Raw genomic sequence first — 23,395 nt, forward strand, 5'->3', positions numbered from 1 at the left:
GCATGACCACTGCGGCACCACCCACCCGGCGGGACATCGCCTACCGGGGTTTCCACCTGCCGGCCGACACCACCAGCGGCAGCGGCGACGGCCTGCTCGCCAGCGGCCGGGGGCTCGCCCTCGACGGCGTCGCCGAACGGGGCACCTGGACGTCGCCGCCGGTACCTGTCGGCTTCGCCGTCGCCGAGGTGGTGCCGTCCTGGACGGCCGACACCCCGGACGGCTGCTGGATCGAGGTCGACCTGCGCGGTTGGCACAACGACGCGCCCCGCACGGACTGGTACCGGCTGGCCCGCTGGGCCGCCGGCGACCACACGGTACGGCGCACCTCGCTGCCCGGACAGCGCGACAGTGCCGCCCGGGTCGACACCGACACCCTGATCGTGACCGGAGCGACGGTCACCGGTTGGCAGGCGCGGGTGACCTTGTGCCGGCCCGCCGGCAGCCCGACCGGCCCGGTGCTGCGCAGCATCGGCGCGGTCGCCACCGGCCCCACGACGGCCGACCACTGGTACGCGGAGGAGCCCGTCCCGTCCGCTGCCTGGGGTCGGGTGCTGGACGTGCCCCGCTACTCGCAGCGGCTGCACGCTGGCCAGTACCCGCAGTGGGGTGGTGGCGGGGACTCCTGGTGCAGCCCCACCTGCACCTCGATGGTGCTCGCCTACTGGGGCGCCGAGCCGACGCCGGACCACTACGCCTGGGTGGAGCCGTCCGGCCCGCGTCCAGTGGTGGTGCACGCCGCCCGGCACTGCTACGACCACGCGTACGCCGGGGCCGGCAACTGGCCGTTCAACACCGCGTACGCCGGTCTGCACGGGGTGGACGCGTTCGTCACCCGACTGCGGTCGCTGGTCGAGGCGGAGGCGTTCGTCGCCGCCGGCATCCCCCTGATCGTCTCCGCCGCGTTCCGGGCCGACGAGGTGCCGGGGCTCGGGTACGACACCGGAGGGCACCTGATGGTGCTGGTCGGCTTCACCGCCGACGGCGACCCCGTGCTCAACGACCCGTACGCCCCGGACGACGACGCGGTCCGTCGCGCAGTGCCCCGACACGGGTTCGAGGCGGTCTGGCAGCGCGGCAGCGGCGGGGTGGCGTACGTGCTGCGACCCGCGTCGGTGCCGCTGCCCCCGCCGCCCACCCAGGCGAACTGGTGATCAGTCCCTGAGTTTCCAGAGCTGGTACGAGCCGGTTGTGGTGGCAATGCACACCAGGTAGCCGGTGACCGCCTGACACCCCCCGGTGACATCGGGCAGCACGTCCACGATGTGCACCTTTCCGGCGGCGATGTCCAGCTCGCCGACGAGCACCCCTCCGTCGGGATGCCGGCGTATGCCGACCAGCCGGCCGCCGACACCGAGTTGGTACAGCTCCCACCGGCCCAGGTCGGCCAGTTGCTTGCCGGTCAGCGCATCGAGCACGACGTACTGCTCCGACGGACCGACGCCGCTGAGGTTGGCCATCAGCCGGTCGCCGCTTGGCCAGGCCCACCCCCACTGGCTGCTGCGCCAGCGCACCTCGCCGGTTGCCGGGTCGAGCGCCTGCAGTTCGTTGTTGCCGGTGCGCAGACACAGGACGGGGCCACAGTCCAGCGCGAAGTCGATGTGCACCCTGGCGCGGGTCCAGCGGGGCTTGAGCTGGTCCAGCTCGTACGCGGTGACAGTGCCCGAGCCTCTGTCGATGGACAGCAGCAGGTCCTTGGTCAGGTCCAGTCCGATCCGACCGCCGTCGGGTGGGCGCAGGTCGGCGCGGGCCAGCACCGCGCCGGTGATCGCGTCGCGTACCTCGACCGGCCCGTCCACCTGGTTGAGCACCACCCGGTCCACCCCGAGCCCGGTGTCCCGCACCCTCATGTCGGGGCTCAGGCCGGAGAGCTGCCAGCGCACGGTGCCGCAGCAGGGATCCACAGCGCGCAGACTGGACGGTACGGTCTCACCGCCGCTGCGCAGCAGCAGGTTGCCGTCGGTCAGCTTGGAGACGGTGCCCGGATGCTGCCACCGGTACGCCCCGGTCGCCCGGTCCAGTGCGACGGTGAGTGTGTCCCGACCCTCCGGGCCGATCTCGTACCCGGTGGCCAGCAGCATCCCGGCCAGCGGAATCATCCCCCAGTACCGGGCCTGCGCCGGCAGCGGCGCCTGCCAGACGGGCTCGCCGTCGGGCAGCCGGTACGCGGCCAGCCGCGCCTGCCGCATGTCGGTGCTGGCCGGCTCCATGACCAGGAGGAGGTCACCATCGATCATGACGTCGGACCCGGGTCGGCCCGGCAGCGTCACGGGAGCCGGGCGGGGCGATGCGACGGCGGAGGCGGCGAGCGTGACCAGCGCGAGCACCACGACCAGCGCGCAACGCAGCGGGCGGCCGTGGGCCCGAGGTGGGCGGGGCATCGACTCCGGGTTCCTGTCGTCCCGCAGCTCGCCGAGGTCGATCACCGAGTCGGTCACCGCGTCAACCTCCACAGAGCGGTAGTGCCGTCGAGGCGCTGGCAGAGCAGGACCGGCAGGGACGCCTGGCAACTGCCCGCGATGCCCGGCAGCACGTCGACGATCCGCGTTCGGCCGGCCACCAGGTCCAGTTCGGCGACGACCATCCGACCGTCGTCACCCCGCCGCACACCGACCAGCGGATCGTCCGGCCGCAGCACCGGCATCAGACTCCACGCGCCCAGTTCGGTCCGTACCTGCCCGGTGGCCGCGTCCCGCACCGCGTAGCCCTGGCCGGGCCTGGCCATCAGTAGCCGACCGTACCGGACGTCCGCCAGGACGTCCTGGCCCGGTTCCGACCACCGCACCGATCCGGTGGCCGGGTCGAGCACCTGAACGCCGCCGGTCTGCGGTACCGCGCAGAGCAGGCCGCCGCATTCGAGCACATGCGACACCAGCGTCACCTCCGCCGTCCACAGTGGCTCCAACTCGGCCAGCCCGAAGCTCACCAGCCGGGTGCTGCCCGGCGGGACGAGCAGCAGCAGGTCGTCGACGATCTGCACCCGCTGGTACGCCGACCGGTCACCGGGCAGCGTGTCGATGCTGCGCAGCAGCTGGCCGGTGCCGGCGTCGTGCACCTGCACCTCGCCGGTCGGTTGCAGGAGCACGAACCGGTCGACCTGCCCCTCGGGAGTGAGGTGGTAGGTGGGGCTGGCGGCCGGCGGGATCGGCACCGACCAGAGCACCAGGCCGGTGTCGGGCTCAACCCCGCTCATCGCGCCCGACCCGTCCTCGCGGCCATTGATCACCAGCAGGCCACCGCCGGGCGTCGGTTGGGCACCACCGGGATGCTGCCAGCGTTGCCGGCCCGTCGCGGTGTCGAAGGCGGTGGTCTGGAACAGCCGGTTGGGGGCGTTGACCGCCAACGCCAGCACCAGGCCCCGTTCGACCCGGACGTCGAGGTAGTTACCGGTGCGGGTCAGCGGCGCCTGCCACCGCCGCCGCACCCCAGCGCCGGTCGGTGCCGGCTGGGCGTACGCGGTCAGGTACCGGTCCCCGTCGGGTGTCGGCGGATCGACAACGAAGACGCCGTCTCCGGCCAGGTACGCGGTGGCCGTCCGCGACGCCGGCACCACGCTCACCGTTCGCTGCGTTGGTGACGCGGCACCGGCCAGCACCACCAGGCTGAGCAACAGCACAGTCGCGCTGCGCAGCGGGCGACCGGCGGCGCGCGGGCGGCGAACCGGAGGTGCCGACGCGGCCTCGTCCCGGATCTCGCCCAGCTCGATGATCGACAAGGACCGTCCTTCCGTCACCAGGTAAGGCTGGCCGACGGGTGGCCCGCCCGGCAAGCCGACCGTCAGCGCACCGGCCCGGCAAAAGTGACGGAACCCCGCCTGTACGATGGCGCGTCGTGGCTGTGCCGGTGGTAGACCCTTCGCTGAATCCCGTGACCGACGTCGACCCGGCCGAGGCCGAGTCGACACGGCGGCCTCGACGCCGTCCGGCCCGAGCCGACCTGTTGGCCCTCGGAGCCTATGTGCTGCTGGGCGTGTTCGTCTGCCTCAACTACTGGGGTGACGTCGACGGCCGGGTCTCCTCGCACCTGCCCACCGATCACAGTTGGTTCGAGTGGCTGTTCGCGCACGGCGAGTACTCGGTGCGGCACCTGGAGAACCCGCTGTTCACGGCCCGTCAGAACGCCCCGGACGGGGTGAACATGATGGCCAACACCTCGCTGCTCGGGGTGACCCTGCCGCTGGTTCCGCTGACCATGCTGCTCGGCCCTCAGGTGATGTACGCGCTCTACCTGGGCGCGGCGCTGGCGGCCACCGCCGGCACCGGCTACTGGATGCTCTCCCGCCACCTGGTGCGCTCGCGTGCGGCGGCGTTCGTCGGCGGCGCGTTCCTCGGCTTCGCGCCGGGAATCATCCACCACGCCAACGGCCAACCGAACTTCGTTTCCAACTTCCTGCTCCCGCTGATCGTGGTGCGGGTGCTGACCCTGGGTGAGCCGGGCCGGTGGCGCCGCAACGGGCTCGTGCTCGGTGCGCTGGTGGCGTACCAGATCTTCATCAACGAGGAGATGCTGCTGCTCACCGCGCTGGCCTGCCTGGTCATCGTGCTGGCGTACGCCGTGCAGCGGCCGCGGGCCACCCGGGCCGCCGCCGGCACGTTCCTGGCCGGGCTCGGCGTCGCCGGCGGGCTGGCCCTGGTGCTCACCGCGTACCCGATCTGGTTCCAGTTCAACGGCCCGCAGTCCTACCGGGGCCTGCAGGGCGGCGTGTTCCACAACTGGGGCGAGGACCTGGTCGCCTTCGTCACCTTCGCCCGGGACACCTGGGCCGGTGACCCGGCCGTGGAGAAGACGATCGGTCTGACCGAGCAGAACACCTGGTTCGGTTGGCCGCTGGTGCTGCTCTCGGTGGTGGCTCTGGTGCTGCTCGTACGCCGCTCGCTGGCCGCCCGGATCGCCGCGGTGCTCATCGTGGTGTTCAGCGTGGCCGCGATCGGGCCGTGGGTGCGCTTCAACGGTGTGGAGACCGGTGTGCGCGGCCCTTGGTCGTACGTGTCGGACGACCTGCCGCTGGTCGAGATGATGATGCCGACCCGGTTGACGCTGGTGGTCGCCGCCGCGGTGGGCGTACTGCTCGCGTTGACCTGGGACGCCGCGCACCGCCAGGGGCGCCCGGTGGCCGACCGGCCGCGGGTGCCGGCCCAGCGCGCCGCCGAAGGGGCCCCGGCTGTGTCCCCCGAGCCCGCCAAGCCCGCCGGCCCGGTCGCGTCGCGCCGTCGGTGGCTGCGCCCGGTGGGGTACGCGGCGGTCGCCCTCGCCGTGCTGCCGCTCTTCCCCCGCCCACTGCCCGCCCAGCAGATCGACCCACCGCCGCACTTCATCACCGCGGGCGGCTGGCGGCCGTACGTGCCGGCGGGTCGAACCCTGGTGCCGGTGCCGATCCCGAGCAACGTGCACGGTCTGCCGACGCTGCGGTGGAGTGCGCTGACCGGGCAGGAGTTCCCCGTTCCGGGCGGCTACTTCATCGGCCCGAACGAGCTGGGTGAGGGGGTCTTCGGTGCGCCGAACCGACCGACCAGTTCCCTCATCTACTCCACCATGGACAGCGGCACGGTTCCGGCGCTGACCGACGAGAACCGCCGCCAGGCCGTCGAGGACCTGCGGTTCTGGCGGGCGTCGGTGGTGGTGCTCGGGGCGCACCCCCGCGAGGCGGTACTCCGTGAGCTGGTCACCGCCCTGCTCGGGCCACCGCAGCGGGTCGACGACGTCTGGGTGTGGGACGTGCGCGCCCTGGTGGGTTAGTCGAGAACCGCGCCACCGGTCGGCTCAGCCGACGTGGTCCCGGACGTCCCACAACCATCCGCCGTCGACCGGTCGGCCCGGGCCGAGCAGGTCGTCGACCGTTCGGCGGACCGGGTCACCGTGCTCCAGGTGCCCGAGTACGACCACCGCGGCACGCCAGTGCCGCAGGTCCTCGACGGCCTGGCGGCGGTCGGCGTCGGTGAGCACCGGCACCGCGCCGGTCTCGGCCACCTGCCGCAGCAGCACCGACGTGGGCCGGTCCGGCGCGCCCCAGCGGGCCGCCGGGTCGTCCGGGCCGCTGGGGCCGATGAAGTAGCCGCCCGGCGCGGCGAACCCCAGAGCGGTACGGGCGGACCAGAGCATCACCGGGCTGCGCCCGGCACCGGTGACCGGGGGCACCGCGACCACCGTCCGGCCGGGCGGCACCAGCGGACGCCAGCCACCGGTGGCGAGAAACGCCGGCACCGGCGCGACCGGCACCACGCGGATCGGCGTCGGAATCAGGGGCAGCAACGCGGCCGCGACCGCGCCGGCCCACAGCAGCCGCACCGGTAGGCCCGGCGCCACGTTCGGCCCGCGCGCGGCCCGGACCCGGTCCAGGGACAGGGCCACCAGCACACCCAGCACCGGTACGCAGACCAGCGCGAACCGGGCCGGTACCGCGAGATCGAGCAACGGCAGCCCGCTGACCAGCCGGTACGGCCCCGGAATGCCGGTGGCCTCACCGTCCACCCGCAGCTCGTCGCCGAGCGAGAGCAGGGCGAAGACCGCGCCGCAGGCGGCCAGTGCCCGGACCAGCGGTCGTCGCCACTGCCAGATCACGATCACCACTGCGAGCACCAACAGGCCCGGGCCGAAGAACGAGTTCTCCTCGGTCGGATTCGGCGAGAGCAACCCCGGCAGCCAGTCGTCACCCAGCACGGTTTGCCGCGCCGACGCGGTGAACGAGGCGACGTCCAGTTGGAAGCCCTGCGTGGCGAACGCCATCCCGGAGTAGTGCTGCGGGCCGTGGAACTGGAACCACAGCGGGTACGCCAGCGGCACCGCCGCCACGCCGGCCGCCACCGCGAGTCGGCCGAAGAGGGCTGGCGCCAGCCGCCGTGCGGCCACCCGGTCGGCGAGCGCGTAACCCAGCGCGAAGACGCCGGCCGCGAGCACCAGGAAGACCAGCACCTCCTCGCCGATGAAGACCTGCCAGACGAGCAGCAGCCCCAGGCCGACGCCGGGCCGCCACACGCCGTGTCGCGTCGTCTCCGAGGCGGGGCGGAACACCAGGGCGAGGATCGCGGGCACCAGGAACTGGGCGGCGATGTGCAGGTGCGCGCCCGCCTGAGCGATCATGCCCGGGGCGAAGCCACAGATCAGCCCACCCACCGCGGCCGGGGCCCGGGCGCCGACCAGCCGGCGACGCAGCAGCACGTACCAGGCGACGGCGGTCCCGGCGAGGCAGCAGACGACCGCCACGCAGAACGCCACCTGCGAGCCGAAGAGCAGGGTGACCGGGGTGAGCGGGACACCCAGGCCGAGCACCGAGGTGTTCGCCATCAGGTTGACCCCGTCGGGCGCGTTCAACCCGGTGCTGAAGAGCGGGTTCTCCCCCTCCACCACGGCATGCGCCGCGTGGGCCAGCATCCACTCGAAGAGGATCTGGTCACCCGCCTGGTGGAACAGCTGCCACGGGCGGCCCCACTGCCCGCTGGTCACCAGCACCGCGAGGCCCAGATAGCCGGCCACCACCAGCGCGTCCCGCAGCCAGGCCGGACGGGACGTGCCGCCCGTCGCCGGCAACGAGGTGTTCGGGGACGTCGTCCCGGTGGCCATCAGACCGAACGGTCGGTGAGCGTCCGGACGTCCCAGACCCAGACATCCAACTCCTGGCGGCCCGGGCCGACCAGCTCCTCGACCGTACGTCGCAGTGGCTCGGCGTTCTGCTGCCGCACGGGCAGCACCAGGATCGCCGCCCGCCAGTGCCGCAGTTCGTCGGCGAAGCGCCGACGCTGCCGGTCGTCCAGCTTGGGCGTACGGCCGGTGGTCGCCACCTCCTCCAGCATCTGACCCACCCCGCTGGGACGACCGCCGAACCGGCCCGCGTCACCGGTGTTGCCGTTGCGGGGCGCGAGGAAGTAACCGCCGGGGATTTTGAAGTCGAGGTTGGTGGCCGCGGCCCAGCGCATGCCGTGCGTGTTGCCCATGCTGGGCACCGGGATCGGCACCAGCGTCTGGTCCGGGCCGACGTACGCCCGCCACCGGTCCGCCGTGATGAAGTCCGGCACCGGCGGCCGGGAGACCATCCGCAGCGGCATCGGTGCGATCGGCAGCAGCGCGAAGGCCAGGCCTGCGGCGGTGAGCACGTGGACGGTACGGCGGTCGGCCGGGCGTAGCGCCCAGGCCCGCTCGACGGCGAGCGCCAGCAGCAGGCCGATCACCACGCTGGTGATGAGCCCGAACCGGGTCGGCACCACCGCGTCCAGCAGCGGCAGGTGGACCAACCACTGCCACGGCCCGGTGATCAGCTCGCGGTCCCACCAGGAGACCCGCTCGCCGAGGGAGAGCACGGCGAAGAACACGCCGGTCACCGCGAGCGCCCGAACGATCAACTCCCGGCGCAGCCAGACCACGATGCCGATGGCCAGCATCGACAGGCTCCAGCCGAAGAAGGCGTTCTCCTCGGAGTAGTTCGGCGCCAGGTTGATGTTGGCCCGCTGGTTGCCGCCGAGGGTGGGCGAGCCCGGGGCGAAGAAGGCGGCGATGTCGTTGCCGTAGTCCTTCACCGCGTCGCTGAGCCCGTGGTAGGCCATCGGCCCGGCGAACTGCACGTAGAGCGGGTACGCCAGCAGCGCCCCGGCCAGCAGCGCGCAGGTCACCACGCCGACGCCCAGGGGTCGCCACGCCGCCTGCCACCGGGCCGGCTCCTGGGCCAGCACCGCCAGCAGGAAGACGCCGCAGGCCAGCGCCGTGAAGAGCAGGATCTCCTCGTTGATGAACGCCTGCGCGGTGACCAGCAGGGCGAGCAGGGCCCCGCCCCGAACCGGTTTTCCGGAGCGGGTGAGGACCAGCACCCGCCACACGATGAACGGCAGCAGGAACTGGCTGATGATGTTCGGGTGCCAACTGGCGTGCGAGAGCATCGCGGGCGAGAACCCGCAGAACCAGCCGCCGACCGCTGCCGCGAGCGGGGTACGCACCAGGTGGCGGGAGAGCATCAGGTACCAGGCCATGGCGGTGCCGGCGAGACCGAGCGTGACCAGCACCACGAAGGAGACCGCCGGCCCGAAGAGCAGCGTCACCGGGACCATCGGGATGCCCAGCGCCAGCACGGCCGTGTTGGCCATCAGGTTGACGCCGTCCGGGTAGTTGAACTGCTCGGTGTAGAACGGGTACTCGCCGTGCAGCACCACGCGTACCGAGTGGGCGAGGAAGAACTGCACCTGCGCCGGGTCACCGGTGTAGAGCGAGGCCACCCGACCGGACGGGTCCAACCAGATCCGGCTGGTCACCCAGAGTGCGGCGAGCAGGAACAGCCCGCCCACCGCCAGGTGCTGCCGACGCCGAGTCCACCGACGCCACCACGCCCGCGTCGGCACCGCGCTCTCGGCCGGCGCTTCGGGCTCGGCCGGCGCTTCGGGCTCGGCCGGCGCTTCGGGCTCGGCCGGCGCTGTGGTGGGGGCGGCCAGCGCGGGCGGGCCGGCGAGGAGGCCGGCCGGTGTGCGGTAGCTCACCAGCTCGGCGGAGTCGGCTGCCGCCTCCGGGTGCGGCGCGGGCAGGGCGCGGGACTCGGCAGGCGTCACAGTCGGCGGAGTCTACCGGAGCAACCAAAACGCCCTAAACCCCCGGTGGTGTCCATTGTGGTGGTTCGGATGCCGGCCAACTGAGGCGCCGCATCGGACATCTCGTACTATGGCGCTTTCCGACAGCGACGGCGAGGCGATCGGGGGCGGGCCAGGTGACTCCAGGCCGTCGGTACGGCAGGGCGCTTCCCGTCCTGCTGAGCGCGCTGCTGGCCGGCACGGCCTGCGGTCCGGTAGCCGAGCGCAAGCCGCAGGACCTCCGGGTCGGGTACGACAGCCTGGACGGCACCCTCGCCGTGTGGCCGCCCCGCGGCGACCTCTCCGGGGACGCCGCAGCGACGGCGGCGGTCACCGCGGCGGTCCGGGGCTGGCGGTCGCCGGCCGACGACCGCGCGCACCTGCCCTCGTCCGGCATCCTTTTCTCCGGTCGGGTCGACGGCACCCCGGTGGCGCTGGTGGCCGCCGACGTGCCCGGCGAAAGCGCGTCCTGGCTGCTGCAACTGACGCGCGAGGGCGACCGGTACGCGGTGACCCGCGCCACCGAGTACACCGATCCGGGTTACCTCGTCTACTCCGACGTACTGCCGGTGCAGACGGCCGGTGGCCGGCGTTACCTGGTTTCGGCCCGGGTGCAGAGCCTCCTCGGGCCAAAGGACCGGACGTTGACCATCGCGGACGGTCTCAGCGCACCGGTTGACGTGCCGTCCTGCACGGCCGTCGGCGTGACCGCGACCCTGCGAACCACTGAGTCACTCCCCCGCGGGCGGGCCGCCGACCGGTTGCTCGACCTGGGCACCGGCACTGTCGACCCGCGCTACCCGTTGGTCCGCGACGAGTCCGGCACGGGCCGGCGGGCGCTCACCGGCCTGGACACCTGCGTGCTGTCCGGCGATCGGGGCCCCTTCGGCAGCATCCCGCGCCGGATCGGGGACCGGGACGCCCCACGTTCGGTGCCGACGTCCTGGCCGATGGCGAAGCTCACCGTGCGCTCGCTGGGCGAAGTCGCCCTCGGCGGCGGCGAGCCAGCCGAGTTGCAGCAGCTCAGCTGGGACACCGATGCCGGCGCGATGACGGCGGTGATCTATCGACCGGCCGACGGGAGCGCGCCCGTCGTCTCACCCGCCGACCGGGCCACCCCGTTGCAGGCGTACCAACTGCCGGTGCCCGGTCAGCCGCTGGTGGTGCTGAGCTGGCGGGCCACCCGGGACAGTTCCCTGTCCGTTCCGCCGGGCACTCCCCTGCTGGTCGAACGCCCCGGCCTGGCGGTCATCCCCACCCCGTCCCGCTCCCAGACCTACAGCCTCGCCAACACCGACAAAACCCACTACCGCTCAATTTCCCCCCGCTAGCCCACCCTCGCCCGGGCGATCTTGCACTTTCTGTGCCGGCAAATCGGCGCTCAAGGCGCATCACGCCAACCGAAAGTGCAAGATCGGCGGAGACGGGGCGAGGGCAGGGCGACGGGATTGGGGATGGACACACGACGGCGGGCGTCCCGAGGGACGCCCGCCGTCGTTCGTCTCGTCAGTTCTGTGCGGCCGCGTCGCTCGGGGTGAGGCGGTCCGGGGTGGCATCCAGGCCGGAGATCCAACCGGTGACGTTGCGGGCCACGTCCTGAGCGGTCAGGCCCAGGTCGGCGAGGATCTGCGCGCGGGTGCCGTGCGGGTGCCAGTCGGCCGGCACACCCAGGTCCTTCAGCGGAACCCGAACGTCGGCGTCACGCATCGCCTGGGCGAGCGCGTCGCCCACCCCGCCGACCCGCACGCCGTCCTCGACGCTGACCACGAGCCGGTGGCGGGCGGCCAGGTCGACCAGCTCCGCCGGGACCGGACGCACCCAGCGGGGGTCGACGACGGTGACCCCGTAGCCCTGCTCGGCGACCCGGGCGGCCACCTCCATGCCCAACTGGCCGAAGGAGCCGACGGCGACGAGCAGCACGTCGGTACGGGCGGACTCGGCCAGCACGTCGACCGTGCCGACCCTGCGCAGCGCCGGCAGGTCCGCGGCGACGGCACCGGTCGGGAACCGCACCACGGTCGGGCCGTTGTCGACGGCCATCGCCTCGCGCAGTTCCTCCCGCAGGGTGGCGGCGTCGCGGGGAGCGGCGATTTGGAGCCCCGGCACCACCCCGAAGACCGACATGTCCCAGATGCCGTAGTGGCTGGGCCCGTCCGGGCCGGTGATGCCCGCCCGGTCCAGCACGAAGGTCACCGGCAGCTTGTGCATCGCCACGTCCAGCAGGACCTGGTCGAAGGCGCGGTTGAGGAAGGTGGCGTAGACCGCGACCACCGGGTGCAGGCCACCGAGCGCCAACCCGGCCGCCGAGGTGGCCGCGTGCTGCTCGGCGATGCCCACGTCGTACACCCGCTCGGGGTACTTGCGGGCCAGCTTGGCGATGCCGGTCGGCTCGGCCATGGCGGCGGTGATGCCCACCACGTCCGGGCGCTCGTCGGCGATGGCCAGCAGCTCGTCGGCGAAGACGTGCGTCCACTTCACCGACGGGGCGGCCAGCAGCGCGCCGGTCTCCACGTCGAAGGCGCTGCCGGGGCCGTGCAGGCAGTCCGCCTCGTCCTCCTCGGCGGGACGGTAGCCGTAGCCCTTGCGGGTGACGGCGTGCACGATGACCGGGCCGCCGAAGTTCTTGGCCGCGCGCAGCGCCGCCTCGACCGCGCCCACGTCGTGCCCGTCCACCGGGCCCACGTACTTGATGCCCAGGTCCTCGAACATGGCCTGCGGGGCGACAGCGTCCTTGATGCCCTTCTTGACCGCGTGCAGCACCTCGTACATCGGCTTGCCGACCAGCGGCGTGGAGCCGAGGGCGTCCTTGACGGTGTCGAGGACCTTCTCGTAGCCGGGGTTGAGCCGCAGCGAGGAGAGGTGGTCGGCCAGCCCGCCGATGGTCGGCGAGTAGGACCGGCCGTTGTCGTTGACAACGATCACGAGGGAGTTGCCGGCGGTGGCGATGTTGTTCAGCGCCTCCCAGCACATGCCGCCGGTCAGCGCGCCGTCACCGACCACGGCCACGACGCTGCGTGCTTCGCCCCGGAGGGCGTACGCCTTGGCGAGGCCATCGGCGTAGGACAGCGCGGTGGAAGCGTGCGAGTTCTCGATGAGGTCGTGCTCGCTCTCCGCCTGGCTGGGGTAGCCGGAGAGGCCACCGCGCTGGCGGAGCTTGTCGAAGCCGGCCTGACGCCCGGTAAGGATCTTGTGTACGTACGCCTGGTGGCCGGTGTCGAACAGGAGCCGGTCCCGGGGGGAGTCGAAGACGCGATGCATGGCGAGCGTCAGCTCGACCACACCGAGGTTGGGTCCGACGTGCCCGCCGGTACGGGAGACCTTGGTGATCAGGAAGTCCCGGATCTCGGCGGCGAGGACGTCCAGTTCCTCGCCGGACATCCGCTTGACGTCCTGCGGACCGCGAACCGTCCCCAGCAGCCGGCCGTGGTTGACCGTGTCCTCTTCAACGCTCATGACCGGAGAGTCTATCGGCCCCCCGGTACTCCGCAGCCCGGCCCGAGCCCCACGCAGCTGGGCCGGGCGGGGAGTGGGCAGCTGAGCACCCAGTCAGGCGCCGACGCGGGGTGTTCTACCGCGCGGCCGGGGGAAGCAGCAGCCCGACCTGCTCGACGTGCTGCGTCATCGGGAAGAGGTCGAAGCCCCGGAGCGCCGCCAACCGCCAACCGAGTTCGGCGAAGGTACGCACGTCCCGGGCGAAGGCGGCCGGGTCACAGGCCACATACGCGACCGCCCGCGGGCCGGCGGCGGCCAGCGCGCGAACCACCGGGGCGCCGGCCCCGGAGCGCGGCGGGTCAAGCACCACCACGTCGACCGGGCCGGTGATTCGTCGGCGGGCCAGCGCGGTCTCCACCCGGGCCGACACCACCTCGACGCCGGGCAGGTCGGCGAGGTTCTCCCGGGCGGCGGCGACACCCTGCGCCGCCGCTTCGACCACCGTCACCCGGCCGGTCGCGCCGACCCGTGCGGCCAGCCCGGCGGCGAACAGCCCAGCGCCGCCGTAGAGGTCCCAGGCGACCTCGCCCGGCTGCGGGTCCAGCAGCTCCAGCACCGCCGCGGAGAGGGCGTCTGCGGCGGCCGGGTGCACCTGCCAGAACGCGGACGCGGGCAGCGTCCAGTCCCGTCCGGCGGCGACCTCGCGGACCTCGGTCGGGCCACTGACCGGGGCGGGCACCCCATCGCGGATCTCCGTGACGGTCACGTCCCCGCCGGTGCTGGCGACGGTCTCCACGGCCTCGGCGGCCGGCCAGCGCGCACCGGTGGGGGTGAGCACCGGCAGCTGCTGGATGGCAGGGTGGGCGATCCGGCAGCGGTCGATCGGCACCACCTCGTGCGAGCGGTGCTTGAGCAGGCCGGCCCGGTCGGCGGCGTCGACCGCGTAACGGACCCGGGAGCGCCAGCCGAGCAGCCCACCGGGCAACGCCTCGACCCGGACGCCGAGCCGGTCCAGCTCGACGTCGGTCAGCCCACCGAGGCGGACCAGCTGCTCGCGGACCACTGCGGTCTTCCAGGCCAGCTGCGCGGCCGGTGCGACGTGCTGGAGGTCGCAGCCCCCGCAGGCACCCGGCTTCGCGTACGGGCAGGGCGGCTCGACCCGGTCCGGTGAGGGCTCCAGCACTGTCACCGCGTCGGCCCGGACGAAACCTCGGTGCACCTCGGTGATCTCGGCGATGACCCGTTCACCCGGCAGCGCGTGCCGGACGAAGACCACCTGCCCGTCCACCCGGGCGACACAGTGCCCGCCGGGGGCGACAGCGTCAACGGTCAGCTCGACCCGGTCCGTCTCGGCCAGCCCTCGCTCGAACGCCGATGAGGCCGACGCCGACGGCGTCCTGGATGTCGCGGTCCGCGGACCGCCCGGCTCAGTCACGACTGTTCCCCATCGTTCCGCTGTTCTCGGGCCCGCCCTCGCCGGGCGGCGTGGCGGCCACCGGCGGCGTGGTGACCAGTGGTGGCACGGCGCTGCGTGGCCCCCGCGCCGGTGTCCGGGACAGGGTGGCGTCCAGCCGGTCCAGGTTCTTGCTCGCTGTCGACGCGAGCTGCCACGGCACGCTGACCACCATCACCCCCGGTTCGAAGAGCAGCCGGCCCTTGAGACGCAGGGCGCTCTGGTTGTGCAGCAGGTTCTCCCACCAACGGCCGACCACGTACTCCGGGATGAACACGGTGACCACGTCCCGGGGCGACTTGCGGCGGGTGGAGGCGACGAAGTCCAGGATCGGGCGGGTGATCTCCCGGTACGGCGAGTCGATCACGGTGAGCGGGATCGCCATCTCCCGGCGCTCCCAGTCGGCCTGCAGATCCCGGGTGTCCTTCTCGTCAACGTTGACTGTCACGGCGGTCAGTGTGTCCGGTCGGGTGGCACGGGCGTAGGCGATGGCCCGTAGCGTCGGCTGGTGCACCTTGCTGACCAGCACGATCGCGTGGTTGCGGGCGGGCAGCACGGCACGGCCCTCGTCCGGTGGGGTCAGCTCGACGGCGATCCGGTCGTAGTGCCGGCGGATGGCCAGCATCAGCACGTAGATCACCGCCATCGCGGCGATGGCGATCCAGGCGCCGAGCAGGAACTTGGTGATCAGGACGATCACCAGCACCGCACCGGTCAGGCCCGCGCCGAACGTGTTGATCGCCCGGGAGCGGTGCATCCGGCGACGGGCCTCCGGGTCCCGCTCGGTGCGCAGGTGCCGGTTCCAGTGCCGGATCATGCCGACCTGGGAGACGGTGAACGAGACGAAGACCCCGACGATGTAGAGCTGGATCAGCTTCGTCACCTCGGCCTGGAAGCCGACGATCAGCACGATCGCGAAGAGGGCGAGGAAGGTGATGCCGTTGGAGAAGGCCAGCCGGTCGCCCCGGGTGTGGAACTGGCGGGGCAGGTAGCGGTCCTGGGCCAGGATCGAGCCGAGCACCGGGAAACCGTTGAACGCGGTGTTCGCGGCCAGGAACAGGATCAGTGCGGTCACCCCGGCCAGCACGTAGAGCAGGATCGACCCGGAACCGAAGACGGTCTCCCCGAGCTGGGTGGTGACCGTCTTCTGCACGTACCCCTCGGGGCCGGAGACGATCTGGAGATTCGGATCCTCGACGAACTGGAGGTGGGTCAGCCGGGCCAGCCAGATGATCCCGACCAGCATGCTCACCGAGATGGTGCCGAGCAGCAGCAGGGTGGTGGCGGCGTTGCGGCTCTTCGGCGCCTTGAACGCCGGCACCCCGTTGGAGATCGCCTCCACGCCGGTGAGGGCGGCGGCGCCCGAGCTGAACGTCCGCAGCAGCAGGAAGACGAGCGCGAAACCGGTCACGCTGTGCTCGGCCTGGATCACCAGGTCGGCGCTCGGCGCGCGCAGCTCGTCGCCCAGCACGAAGACCCGGAACAGCCCGGTGAGCAGCATCCCGAGCATCACGATCACGAAGCCGTAGGTGGGGATGGCGAACGCCGTGCCCGACTCGCGCAGCCCGCGCAGGTTGACCGCGGTGAGCAGGACCACCGCGCTCACCGCGATCAGAACCTTGTGGGTGGCCACGAACGGCACCACGGAGCCCAGGTTGGCCACCCCGGAGGAGACCGACACCGCCACCGTGAGCACGTAGTCGACCAGCAACGCGCTGGCCACCCCGACGCCGAACTTCGGCCCCAGGTTGACAGTGGCCACCTCGTAGTCGCCACCACCGGACGGGTAGGCGTGCACGTTCTGCCGGTAGCTCGCCACCACGGTGAGCATGACCACGACCACGGCAAGCGCGATCCACGGCGAGAAGAAGTACGCGGACGCACCGGCGATGGAGAGGGTAAGCAGGATCTCGTCGGGCGCGTACGCGACGCTGGACAGCGCGTCGGAGGCGAACACGGGCAGCGCGATGCGCTTCGGCAGGAGGGTGTGCTGGAGCCGGTCGGACCGGAACGGTCGACCGAGAAGAAGCCGCTTCAGCAGCGAGGTGGGACTGGCCACGAACGCCAAGAGTACGACCACCACGGCGGGGGCGCGGGGGTGGGCGATCACCGCTGCTCGCGACGGCGGGGTACGGTCGGTCCCCGCTCGCGACCGGGACGTGGCAGGCTCGCACTCGAAGGCCACCGGCAGCGGGAGTGGTACGCACCTTGGGAGGGACAGCGTGCACGTCGTGATCATGGGATGTGGCCGGGTCGGGTCGACCCTCGCCCACAGCCTGGAGTCCCGAGGGCACTCGGTGGCGGTGATCGACCAGGACGCCGACGCCTTCCGCCGGCTCGGCCCCGACTTCGCCGGGATCACGGTGACCGGGGCCGGTTTCGACGGCGAGGTGCTCCGGCAGGCCGGCATCGAGCGCGCGGACGCCTTCGCGGCGGTGTCGAGCGGCGACAACTCCAACATCATCTCGGCCCGGCTGGCCCGCGAGACGTTCGGCGTTTCCCGGGTCGCCGCCCGCATCTACGACCAGCGCCGGGCACAGGTCTACGAGCGGCTGGGCATCCCCACCGTGGCGACGGTGCGGTGGACGGCGGACCGGATGCTGCGACACCTCGTGCCGGAGGGCAACGTGGAGATCTTCCGCGACCCCACGAGCACGGTGTCGATCGTCGAGGTGCCCGTACACAAGGACTGGATCGGCCGACCGGTGCGGACGCTGGAGGACGCGACCGGGGCGCGGGTGGCCTACCTGATCCGCTTCGGCATCGGCACGCTGCCCACCGGGTCCACCGTCATGCAGGAGGGCGACCAGGTGTTCATGCTGGTCAGCGATGACATCGTGGCGACTGTTACGTCGGTGGCGGCGACGCCGCCGGAAGGAGGGCACTGAGCCATGCGGGTCGCCATCGCGGGCGCGGGCAACGTGGGCCGCTCGATCGCCCAGGAGTTGATCGACAACGGCCACCAGGTGATGCTGATCGAGCGCCAACCCAAGATGCTGCGCCCGGACCGGGTGCCGGCCGCCGACTGGGTTCTGGCCGACGCGTGCGAGCTGAGCAGCCTGGAGGAGGCCAACATCGCCGGCTGCGACGTGGTGGTCGCGGCGACCGGCGACGACAAGACCAACCTTGTGCTGTCGCTGTTGGCCAAGACCGAGTTCGCGGTACCCCGCGTGGTCGCCCGGGTCAACCGGGCCGAGAACGAGTGGCTGTTCACCGACCAGTGGGGCGTGGACGTCGCGGTGAGCAAGCCGCGGGTGATGGCCGCGCTCGTCGAGGAGGCGGTCACCGTCGGCGACCTGGTCCGGCTGATGACCTTCCGGCAGGGCGAGGCGAACCTCGTCGAGATCACCCTGCCGCCGACCGCGCCCTACGTCGGCCAGCCGATCCACGCCGTGCCGCTGCCCCGCGACTCCGCCCTGGTGGCGATCCTGCGCGGCAAGCGGGTCCTGGTGCCCAGCCCGGACGACCCGATCGAGGCCGGCGACGAGCTGATCTTCGTCTGCACCGCCGAGGTGGAGGACGAGGTCCGCGCGGTGATCCTCGGGCCGGACAGCGTCGAACGGACCCGCAGCTCACGCTGACCCCGACGGGGCCGCGCTGAGCGATCCGGGTGGCCCGGCCTCGCTCAGGCGCTGGGCAGCGGGGCCGGCGACGACTCCCGGGTGACCCGGCGCACCGTCCAGACCGTGATCAGCAACAGCAGCGCGTACGGCGGGTAGCCCAGCGCCAGCCGGGCCACGCCCAGGGCGGTGTCCTGGTGGGCCAGGTAGAGCCCGGCCTGCACGCCCACCTTGGCCAACCAGACCACGCCCCAGAGCACTGTCAGCTGCGTGAAGGTGCGCACCAGCTTCGGGTCGGACCGCCACTCCGAACGGCCCTTGGCCACCAGCACCGACCAGATCCAGCCCACCAGCGGCTGCCGGATCGCGGCCGAGATCAGCAGGGCGACGCCGTAGCCGATGCCGTAGAGGATGCCGGGAAGGTAGAAGTCACGCTCGTCGCCGGTGCGCCACGCGATGGCCGCGCCGACGCCGACGCCGAAGAGCCCGTTGACGGCGTGCCGGATCGGCCGACGCTGGGCCAGCCGCAGCCCGGCGATGAGCACGGCGACCGCGATCGACGCGATCACCGCCGGCCGCAGCTCGCCGATGATGTTGGCGACGACGAACACCACGACCGGGATGCTCGACTCGACCAGCCCGCGCCAGCCGCCGAGCTGGTCGGCCATCTGCTCGGCGATCGTCGGCAGCGGCTCCTCGTCCTGAGGGTCGGTATCCGGCTGTGCCGCCCGGTCCTGTCCCGTCGTCATCGCCGGCCTTCCGTCCGCAGTGCCGTCACTTGGGCGAGTCCAGCTCGTAGTAGGGGTTGTAGATGACCTTGCGGTCGTCCCGCACGGCCACCCGGCCCCGGGCAGTCAGATGCCGGCCCGGCTCGATCCCGGCGATGTGCCGTCGACCCAGCCAGACCAGGGTCACCACGTCACTGCCGTCGTACAGGTCGGCCTCAAGGGTGGGCAGATTGGTGCGCGGCGTGTAGACCACAGTGCGCAGCCGACCGGCGACCGAGACCACCTGACCCCGGGAGCACTGCTGGGCGGGGATTCCGCCGCACTCGGCGCTCTCCCGACGCAGCTCCTGCGCGTCGATCTCGGCCTCGCTGGCGGTGAACCTCTGCAGGATGCGCCGCAGCGACACCCGGCCCTCGTCGGTCATCATGACCTCCGCGTCACCCTCTCCACGCTCGCCGTCCCCGGCTGGCCCCGGCGGCGCCGGAACCGTGCCGCCAGCGTACGCCGACGGGGCTGGTTCCGGCGGGCCGGTGCGCGCCGGTCGGTCAGACCTGACGCGGCGCGGCGGCGGCGTCGTCGCCCGCCTCGGCCTCGGCCTGGTCGGCGATTTCCCGGGGCAGCCGCAGCGGCAGCGGCTCGCGGACCGGCTTCGCCTCCTGCCCACGGTCGACCACCAGGCCGTCCAGGCACTCGACGAGCGGCCCGGCCATGGCCGGGTCGGTGGCCACCGGACCCTGGAACACGCCCCGGACCATCCAGCGCGGCCCGTCGATTCCCACGAACCGCAGGTTCGTCGGACCGTCCGGGGTATTCACCTGGGCGTGCAGCTCCGGGCCGTACTCGCCGGCGACCTCCTGCGCGCTCGCGCCGTCGCGGAGCAGCGACTGCCGGATCTCCTCGCGCACCTCGTCCCAGATCCCCTCGGACCGGGGGGCGGCGAAGACGCCCAACTGGAGCGCGTTGTCGCCGTGCACCAGCACAACCTGCTGGACCACACCCTGCGGGTCGGCCTGCACCCGCACCTCGACGTCGGCGATCGCCGGGATGTGCAGGCTGCCCAGGTCGAGTCGCTGCACGTCGTCGTAGCTCTCGGAGATGTCGTACGGGCCGCGCTCCAGCGTCGGCGTCGCATCGCCCTGGTCCTGGACCTGGGTGGCCCGCTCGTCACGGGTCTGCCGCTCCGCATCGGCCCGCTTTCGGGAGAAGATCACTGCGCCTGCCCTCCGCTGTTCACACTCACCCTGCCACCTCTTCCGTCTGCCCGCGGCCCGGCTCGCTCGGCCGCCGCTCGACCCGGTCCTGGCCCGTCGGCGACGGCACCAGCCCGGCGTGCCCACCGGTGGACCCGTGCCCACCGGTCCCGCGCCGGGACGCGGGCAGCTCGACCACCGGCTCGAACCGCGCCCGCGCGACCTGCTGGACCACGAGCTGCGCGATCCGATCGCCGCGGGAGATCTTCGCCGGCACATCCCGATCATGATTGATCAGGTTGACCAGGATCTCACCCCGGTAGCCGGCGTCGACCGTACCGGGCGCGTTGAGCACCGTCACGCCGAGCCTGGCCGCCAAACCGGACCGGGGATGGACCAGGCCCACGTACCCCTCCGGCAGCGCGATGGCCACCCCGGTGGGCACCAGGGCACGGCCGCCGGGTGGCAGCTCCACGTCCGCGGCCGCCACCAGGTCGGCCCCGGCGTCGCCGGGATGGGCGTACGTGGGCAACGGCAGCTCCGGGTCGAGCAGCTGCACGGGCACGGGTACGACGTCGGTCACGGGTCCCCTCTTCCGTCCGGTTCGCGGGTGACCCTGCCATCCTGCCGGTTCGTCGAGCTGCCGTGCGCCGTACCCTCGCAGGAGTGAGCATGTCGCCCTCCCCGTCCGCCGATCAGCCGCCGGTCGCCGCCCGCTCGGCGTACACCGAGCGGCTGGATCTGCCCTGGTGGCTGTGGCTGGCCGGGCTGGTGGCCGCCGCGTTGCTGGCCGTCGAGATCTGGATGGGCGCCTCCGGCGTCCGCGCCTGGCTGCCGTTCGCCGTGCTGGTGCCGCTCACCGCTGTGGGGCTGTGGTGGCTGGGCCGGATCCGGGTCGGGGTGGCCGACGCCGAGCTGCGGGTGGACGATGCCCGCCTGCCGGTCCGTTTCGTGGCCGACGTGGTGCCGCTGGACGTGGCCGGTCGACGTGAGGTGCTCGGCGTCGGCGCGGACCCGCTCGCCTTCGTGGTGCAGCGACCGTGGATCGGCGGCGCAGTGCAGGTGATCCTCGACGATCCCGCGGATCCGACCCCGTTCTGGGTGGTGAGCACCCGCCACCCGGTCGAGCTGGCCGAGGCGGTGCTGACCGCGCGGGACGCCCTGGCGGCTACCCGCCCGACGGCGGGCGAGCCGGGCTGACCTGACGCCGAAGGGCCGCTCAGGTGCCGGTAGGCGGGCCCGGCAGGGCCGCCGGTGGCGCGGGCCGGGCGATGCCCCGCCGACGCAGGTCGACCTGGAGTTGGTCGGCCATCTGCTGGGTGGCCCGGCGGTTGAGGAAGCTGGCCACCGCCGCGCCGGTCAGGAACGGCCCGAGCGTGGTGAGGTTGCGACCGAAACGCCGCAGCAGCATGTCCCGCAACTCCTTGCGGGCGGCGGTGCCGAGCACCGCTCCCACTCCCACGCCGGGCACCATCGGGTTGACGCCGCGTTGAGTGGCCCAGGAGTGCACCAGCGCGACCGCCCGTTGGCTTCCGGCGGCCGGTAGTGCCACGCCGTGGATCTCGTGCAGCTCGCCGACGAGTTTCAGCTCCACCGCCACCACGGCCACGGTCTCGGCGGCGAGCAGCACCGGCGCGGAGAGCAGGGTCGGGGCCACCGCCCACTCGACGGCGGCGACGCCCCCACCGGCTGCGCCGATCGCGGCGGTGGTCCTCGACGCGTTGCGGATGAGCCGGTCGGCCAGGGCGGCATCGTCCAGGCCGGGGAAGTGCTGGCGCAGCGTGTCCAGGTCCCGTACCGGCACGTGCGGGGCGATCTCGGCGACGGTGTCGACCATCCACCGCACGGCGGCGCGCGGCTTGAACAGGTCGGAGATGCCCCGCGCACGGGCCTGTCCGACCATCCGGGTCAGCAGTTGGCGGCGTCGGGCCGGCGCGATGTCGTCCGCGGTCAACGCCGCGACGGTGGCACCGAGGTCTTCCGCGCCACGGGTGGCACCAAGGTCATCCGTGCCACGGGTGGCACCGAGGCCGTCCGTGCCGCCATCGGTGGTGCCGCCTCGATCGCTCATCGGACCTCCCGGTGCTGTGGCTACCCGCTACGAGTCAAGCAGGTACCCACCGCTGCCGCATGCCTACACCGGCAGCGGCGACCCCGTTCAGGAGGCCGCCGCCGGTGTTGTTGTGGTTGTCAGACGCACTCGCGGCAGATCAGCTCGCCGTTACGCTCGACTGCCAGCTGGCTACGGTGGTGGACCAGGAAGCAGCGGGCGCACCGGAACTCGTCCTGCTGCATCGGAAGCACCTTGACCGTGAGCTCCTCGTCGGCCAGATCGGCACCGGGCAGCTCAAAGCTCTCGGCCACCTCGGCCTCGTCGACGTCCACCGCGCCCGACTGTGAGTCGACGCGCCGTGCCTTGAGCTCTTCCAGGCTGTCCTCGCCGAGGTCGACCTCGTCGCGACGCGGGGCGTCGTAGTCGGTGGCCATCGGTTTCACTCTCCCATATCGATGTTGTCGCTTCCGGTTGTAACGCCGGACGACGCTGTTTCGGTTCCGCTGGCCGGCCACCACTTGTGTCGGGCACCCGACCCGAGGACCGAACGGGTCGAGCTCGCCGGGGCGACTCCCCTGCGAGCGCGGAACCTTACCCCCCCTTGGGCGAGGCATGTATACCGCCCTTGCGGCTGAGATGTACGCCCCCGCACGCGAAGTTGTTCCCAATGTGATTCAGGCGACACGAAGATAGGGGTAGTAGTACCCGGTTCGCGGTCGGCGCGCCGGCATGTCGGGCTGTTTCCACGCGACGGCCGGACAACCGTTAACCTCAGCGGCGTATTCGACGGCCGGCGGCCTGAGCGATCGTTCCCGGCCGCCACCACCCACTGAGGTCCGGGGAGTGCCCTGATGAGTTTTGCGCGCGTGCGAGCACTCGTCGTCGTCGGCCTGCTGGCGATCATCGCCCTGGTCTTCGTCGTCGTGGCCGTGGTCCGCGACAGCCAGGGCAACGTGGGCACCGCGGCGGGCTGCCCCGAGGGCTGGCCGCTGGCGGATCTGACCCTGCGCGAGCGCAAAGACGTCAAGATCAACGTTTTCAACGCCACGGATCAGCCCGGTCTCGCCCACACCGTCGCCGACGAGTTCAGCAATCGACAGTTCCAGGTCAAGAAGACCGGGAACGAGAAGAAGGTCGACAGCGTCGCGGTGCTGCGGTACGGCCCGAAGGGCGTCGGTTCCGCGCACCTGCTCCAGGCGTACTTCCTCAACAACGCCGTGCCGGGCTACGACCCGAAGCGCACCGACGACACCGTGGACGTGGTGCTGGGCAACCGCTTCCAGCAGCTCGCCACCACGACCGAGGTCAACCAGTCGCTCGGCGACTCGGGTCCGCCGGAGGCTCCCAAGGGCTCCTGCCCGTCCCCACCCGCCAAGTGACGGCGTAACCGGTCCGCCGCTGTCCAGGTCGGCGGCCGGCGTCGGCGGCCGGCACCGA

The 23,395-nt window shown here is 72.3% G+C and carries 20 protein-coding genes; 7 read left to right on the plus strand and 13 right to left on the minus strand.

The window, feature by feature from the left end; all coding sequences use genetic code 11:
* The first annotated feature begins 2 nt into the window (after positions 1 to 2).
* On the plus strand, positions 3 to 1,154 hold the full coding sequence (locus tag FB453_RS23010) for a peptidase C39 family protein (RefSeq protein WP_145793270.1): 1,152 nt from the start codon (positions 3 to 5) through the stop codon (positions 1,152 to 1,154).
* Here FB453_RS23010 and FB453_RS23015 read toward each other — a convergent pair whose 3' ends face one another.
* Both FB453_RS23015 and FB453_RS23020 read right to left on the minus strand, forming a co-directional pair.
* Positions 1,155 to 2,438 carry an outer membrane protein assembly factor BamB family protein gene (locus FB453_RS23015; RefSeq protein ID WP_145793272.1) on the minus strand — a complete coding sequence of 428 codons (1,284 nt, stop codon included), beginning with the start codon at positions 2,436 to 2,438 and terminating at the stop codon, positions 1,155 to 1,157. It lies immediately after the preceding gene.
* Positions 2,435 to 3,733, minus strand: coding sequence for an outer membrane protein assembly factor BamB family protein (locus FB453_RS23020; RefSeq protein ID WP_186718460.1), 1,299 nt, complete (start codon positions 3,731 to 3,733; stop codon positions 2,435 to 2,437). The genes FB453_RS23015 and FB453_RS23020 overlap by 4 nt, the downstream gene beginning before the upstream one ends.
* A 125-nt stretch (positions 3,734 to 3,858) precedes the next feature.
* Here FB453_RS23020 and FB453_RS23025 point away from each other — a divergent pair, with 125 nt between their 5' ends.
* Positions 3,859 to 5,736, plus strand: a complete 1,878-nt coding sequence (locus FB453_RS23025) for a DUF6311 domain-containing protein (protein WP_486480405.1) — start codon at positions 3,859 to 3,861, stop codon at positions 5,734 to 5,736.
* Positions 5,737 to 5,760: 24 nt separating this feature from the next.
* On the opposite strand, the gene FB453_RS23030 is transcribed toward FB453_RS23025, so the two are convergent.
* Entirely contained in the window at positions 5,761 to 7,557 is a 1,797-nt protein-coding gene (locus FB453_RS23030; RefSeq protein ID WP_145793278.1) for a DUF6311 domain-containing protein, read from the minus strand.
* Positions 7,557 to 9,320: a DUF6311 domain-containing protein gene (locus tag FB453_RS23035; RefSeq protein ID WP_486480406.1), complete on the minus strand. Its 1,764-nt coding sequence runs from the start codon at positions 9,318 to 9,320 to the stop codon at positions 7,557 to 7,559. Before FB453_RS23035 ends, FB453_RS23030 begins: the two co-directional genes overlap by 1 nt.
* 359 nt (positions 9,321 to 9,679) lie before the next feature.
* Between FB453_RS23035 and FB453_RS23040 the strand changes: the two genes are divergently transcribed.
* Positions 9,680 to 10,873: a hypothetical protein gene (locus FB453_RS23040; RefSeq protein WP_145793284.1), complete on the plus strand. Its 1,194-nt coding sequence runs from the start codon at positions 9,680 to 9,682 to the stop codon at positions 10,871 to 10,873.
* Positions 10,874 to 11,048: 175 nt separating this feature from the next.
* On the opposite strand, the gene dxs is transcribed toward FB453_RS23040, so the two are convergent.
* The 3 genes from dxs to FB453_RS23055 all read right to left on the minus strand — a co-directional run bounded on the left by dxs (position 11,049) and on the right by FB453_RS23055 (position 16,486).
* Positions 11,049 to 12,995, minus strand: a complete 1,947-nt coding sequence (gene dxs / locus FB453_RS23045) for a 1-deoxy-D-xylulose-5-phosphate synthase (RefSeq protein WP_145793286.1) — start codon at positions 12,993 to 12,995, stop codon at positions 11,049 to 11,051.
* 115 nt (positions 12,996 to 13,110) lie between these two features.
* Positions 13,111 to 14,331 (minus strand): TRAM domain-containing protein, encoded by a 1,221-nt coding sequence (locus tag FB453_RS23050; RefSeq protein WP_145793472.1) that lies wholly within the window; start codon positions 14,329 to 14,331, stop codon positions 13,111 to 13,113.
* 70 nt (positions 14,332 to 14,401) lie between these two features.
* A complete protein-coding gene (locus FB453_RS23055; RefSeq protein ID WP_145793289.1) occupies positions 14,402 to 16,486 on the minus strand; it encodes an APC family permease in 2,085 nt (694 codons plus the stop codon).
* 163 nt (positions 16,487 to 16,649) lie between these two features.
* Between FB453_RS23055 and FB453_RS23060 the strand changes: the two genes are divergently transcribed.
* Together FB453_RS23060 and FB453_RS23065 are read left to right on the plus strand one after the other, a co-directional pair.
* Positions 16,650 to 17,315 carry a potassium channel family protein gene (locus tag FB453_RS23060; RefSeq protein WP_112586756.1) on the plus strand — a complete coding sequence of 222 codons (666 nt, stop codon included), beginning with the start codon at positions 16,650 to 16,652 and terminating at the stop codon, positions 17,313 to 17,315.
* A gap of 3 nt (positions 17,316 to 17,318) precedes the next feature.
* Positions 17,319 to 18,008 carry a potassium channel family protein gene (locus FB453_RS23065; RefSeq protein ID WP_112586754.1) on the plus strand — a complete coding sequence of 230 codons (690 nt, stop codon included), beginning with the start codon at positions 17,319 to 17,321 and terminating at the stop codon, positions 18,006 to 18,008.
* 44 nt (positions 18,009 to 18,052) lie between these two features.
* Here the strand turns inward: FB453_RS23065 and FB453_RS23070 are convergent, their stop codons facing one another.
* From FB453_RS23070 to dut, 4 genes are all read right to left on the minus strand, one after another.
* On the minus strand, positions 18,053 to 18,736 hold the full coding sequence (locus FB453_RS23070) for a DUF3159 domain-containing protein (RefSeq protein WP_145793291.1): 684 nt from the start codon (positions 18,734 to 18,736) through the stop codon (positions 18,053 to 18,055).
* 25 nt (positions 18,737 to 18,761) lie between these two features.
* A complete protein-coding gene (locus FB453_RS23075) occupies positions 18,762 to 19,142 on the minus strand; it encodes an OB-fold nucleic acid binding domain-containing protein (protein ID WP_091400608.1) in 381 nt (126 codons plus the stop codon).
* A gap of 118 nt (positions 19,143 to 19,260) precedes the next feature.
* The gene (locus FB453_RS23080) at positions 19,261 to 19,926 is read right to left on the minus strand and encodes a DUF3710 domain-containing protein (protein ID WP_145793293.1); all 666 of its coding nucleotides are present in this window, start codon (positions 19,924 to 19,926) and stop codon (positions 19,261 to 19,263) included.
* 25 nt (positions 19,927 to 19,951) lie between these two features.
* Positions 19,952 to 20,488 (minus strand): dUTP diphosphatase, encoded by a 537-nt coding sequence (dut, locus tag FB453_RS23085; protein WP_091400603.1) that lies wholly within the window; start codon positions 20,486 to 20,488, stop codon positions 19,952 to 19,954.
* Between the two features lie 83 nt (positions 20,489 to 20,571).
* Here dut and FB453_RS23090 point away from each other — a divergent pair, with 83 nt between their 5' ends.
* On the plus strand, positions 20,572 to 21,105 hold the full coding sequence (locus tag FB453_RS23090) for a DUF3093 domain-containing protein (protein ID WP_486480396.1): 534 nt from the start codon (positions 20,572 to 20,574) through the stop codon (positions 21,103 to 21,105).
* Between the two features lie 19 nt (positions 21,106 to 21,124).
* Here FB453_RS23090 and FB453_RS23095 read toward each other — a convergent pair whose 3' ends face one another.
* Positions 21,125 to 21,976 (minus strand): hypothetical protein, encoded by an 852-nt coding sequence (locus FB453_RS23095; protein WP_145793297.1) that lies wholly within the window; start codon positions 21,974 to 21,976, stop codon positions 21,125 to 21,127.
* A 119-nt stretch (positions 21,977 to 22,095) separates the two neighbouring features.
* Entirely contained in the window at positions 22,096 to 22,392 is a 297-nt protein-coding gene (locus tag FB453_RS23100; protein ID WP_007075406.1) for a DUF4193 domain-containing protein, read from the minus strand.
* 432 nt (positions 22,393 to 22,824) lie between these two features.
* Between FB453_RS23100 and FB453_RS23105 the strand changes: the two genes are divergently transcribed.
* A complete protein-coding gene (locus FB453_RS23105; protein ID WP_181518699.1) occupies positions 22,825 to 23,337 on the plus strand; it encodes a LytR C-terminal domain-containing protein in 513 nt (170 codons plus the stop codon).
* Positions 23,338 to 23,395: the final 58 nt, after the last annotated feature.

The sequence above is a fragment of the Micromonospora sp. CNZ322 genome (genome assembly GCF_007827755.1).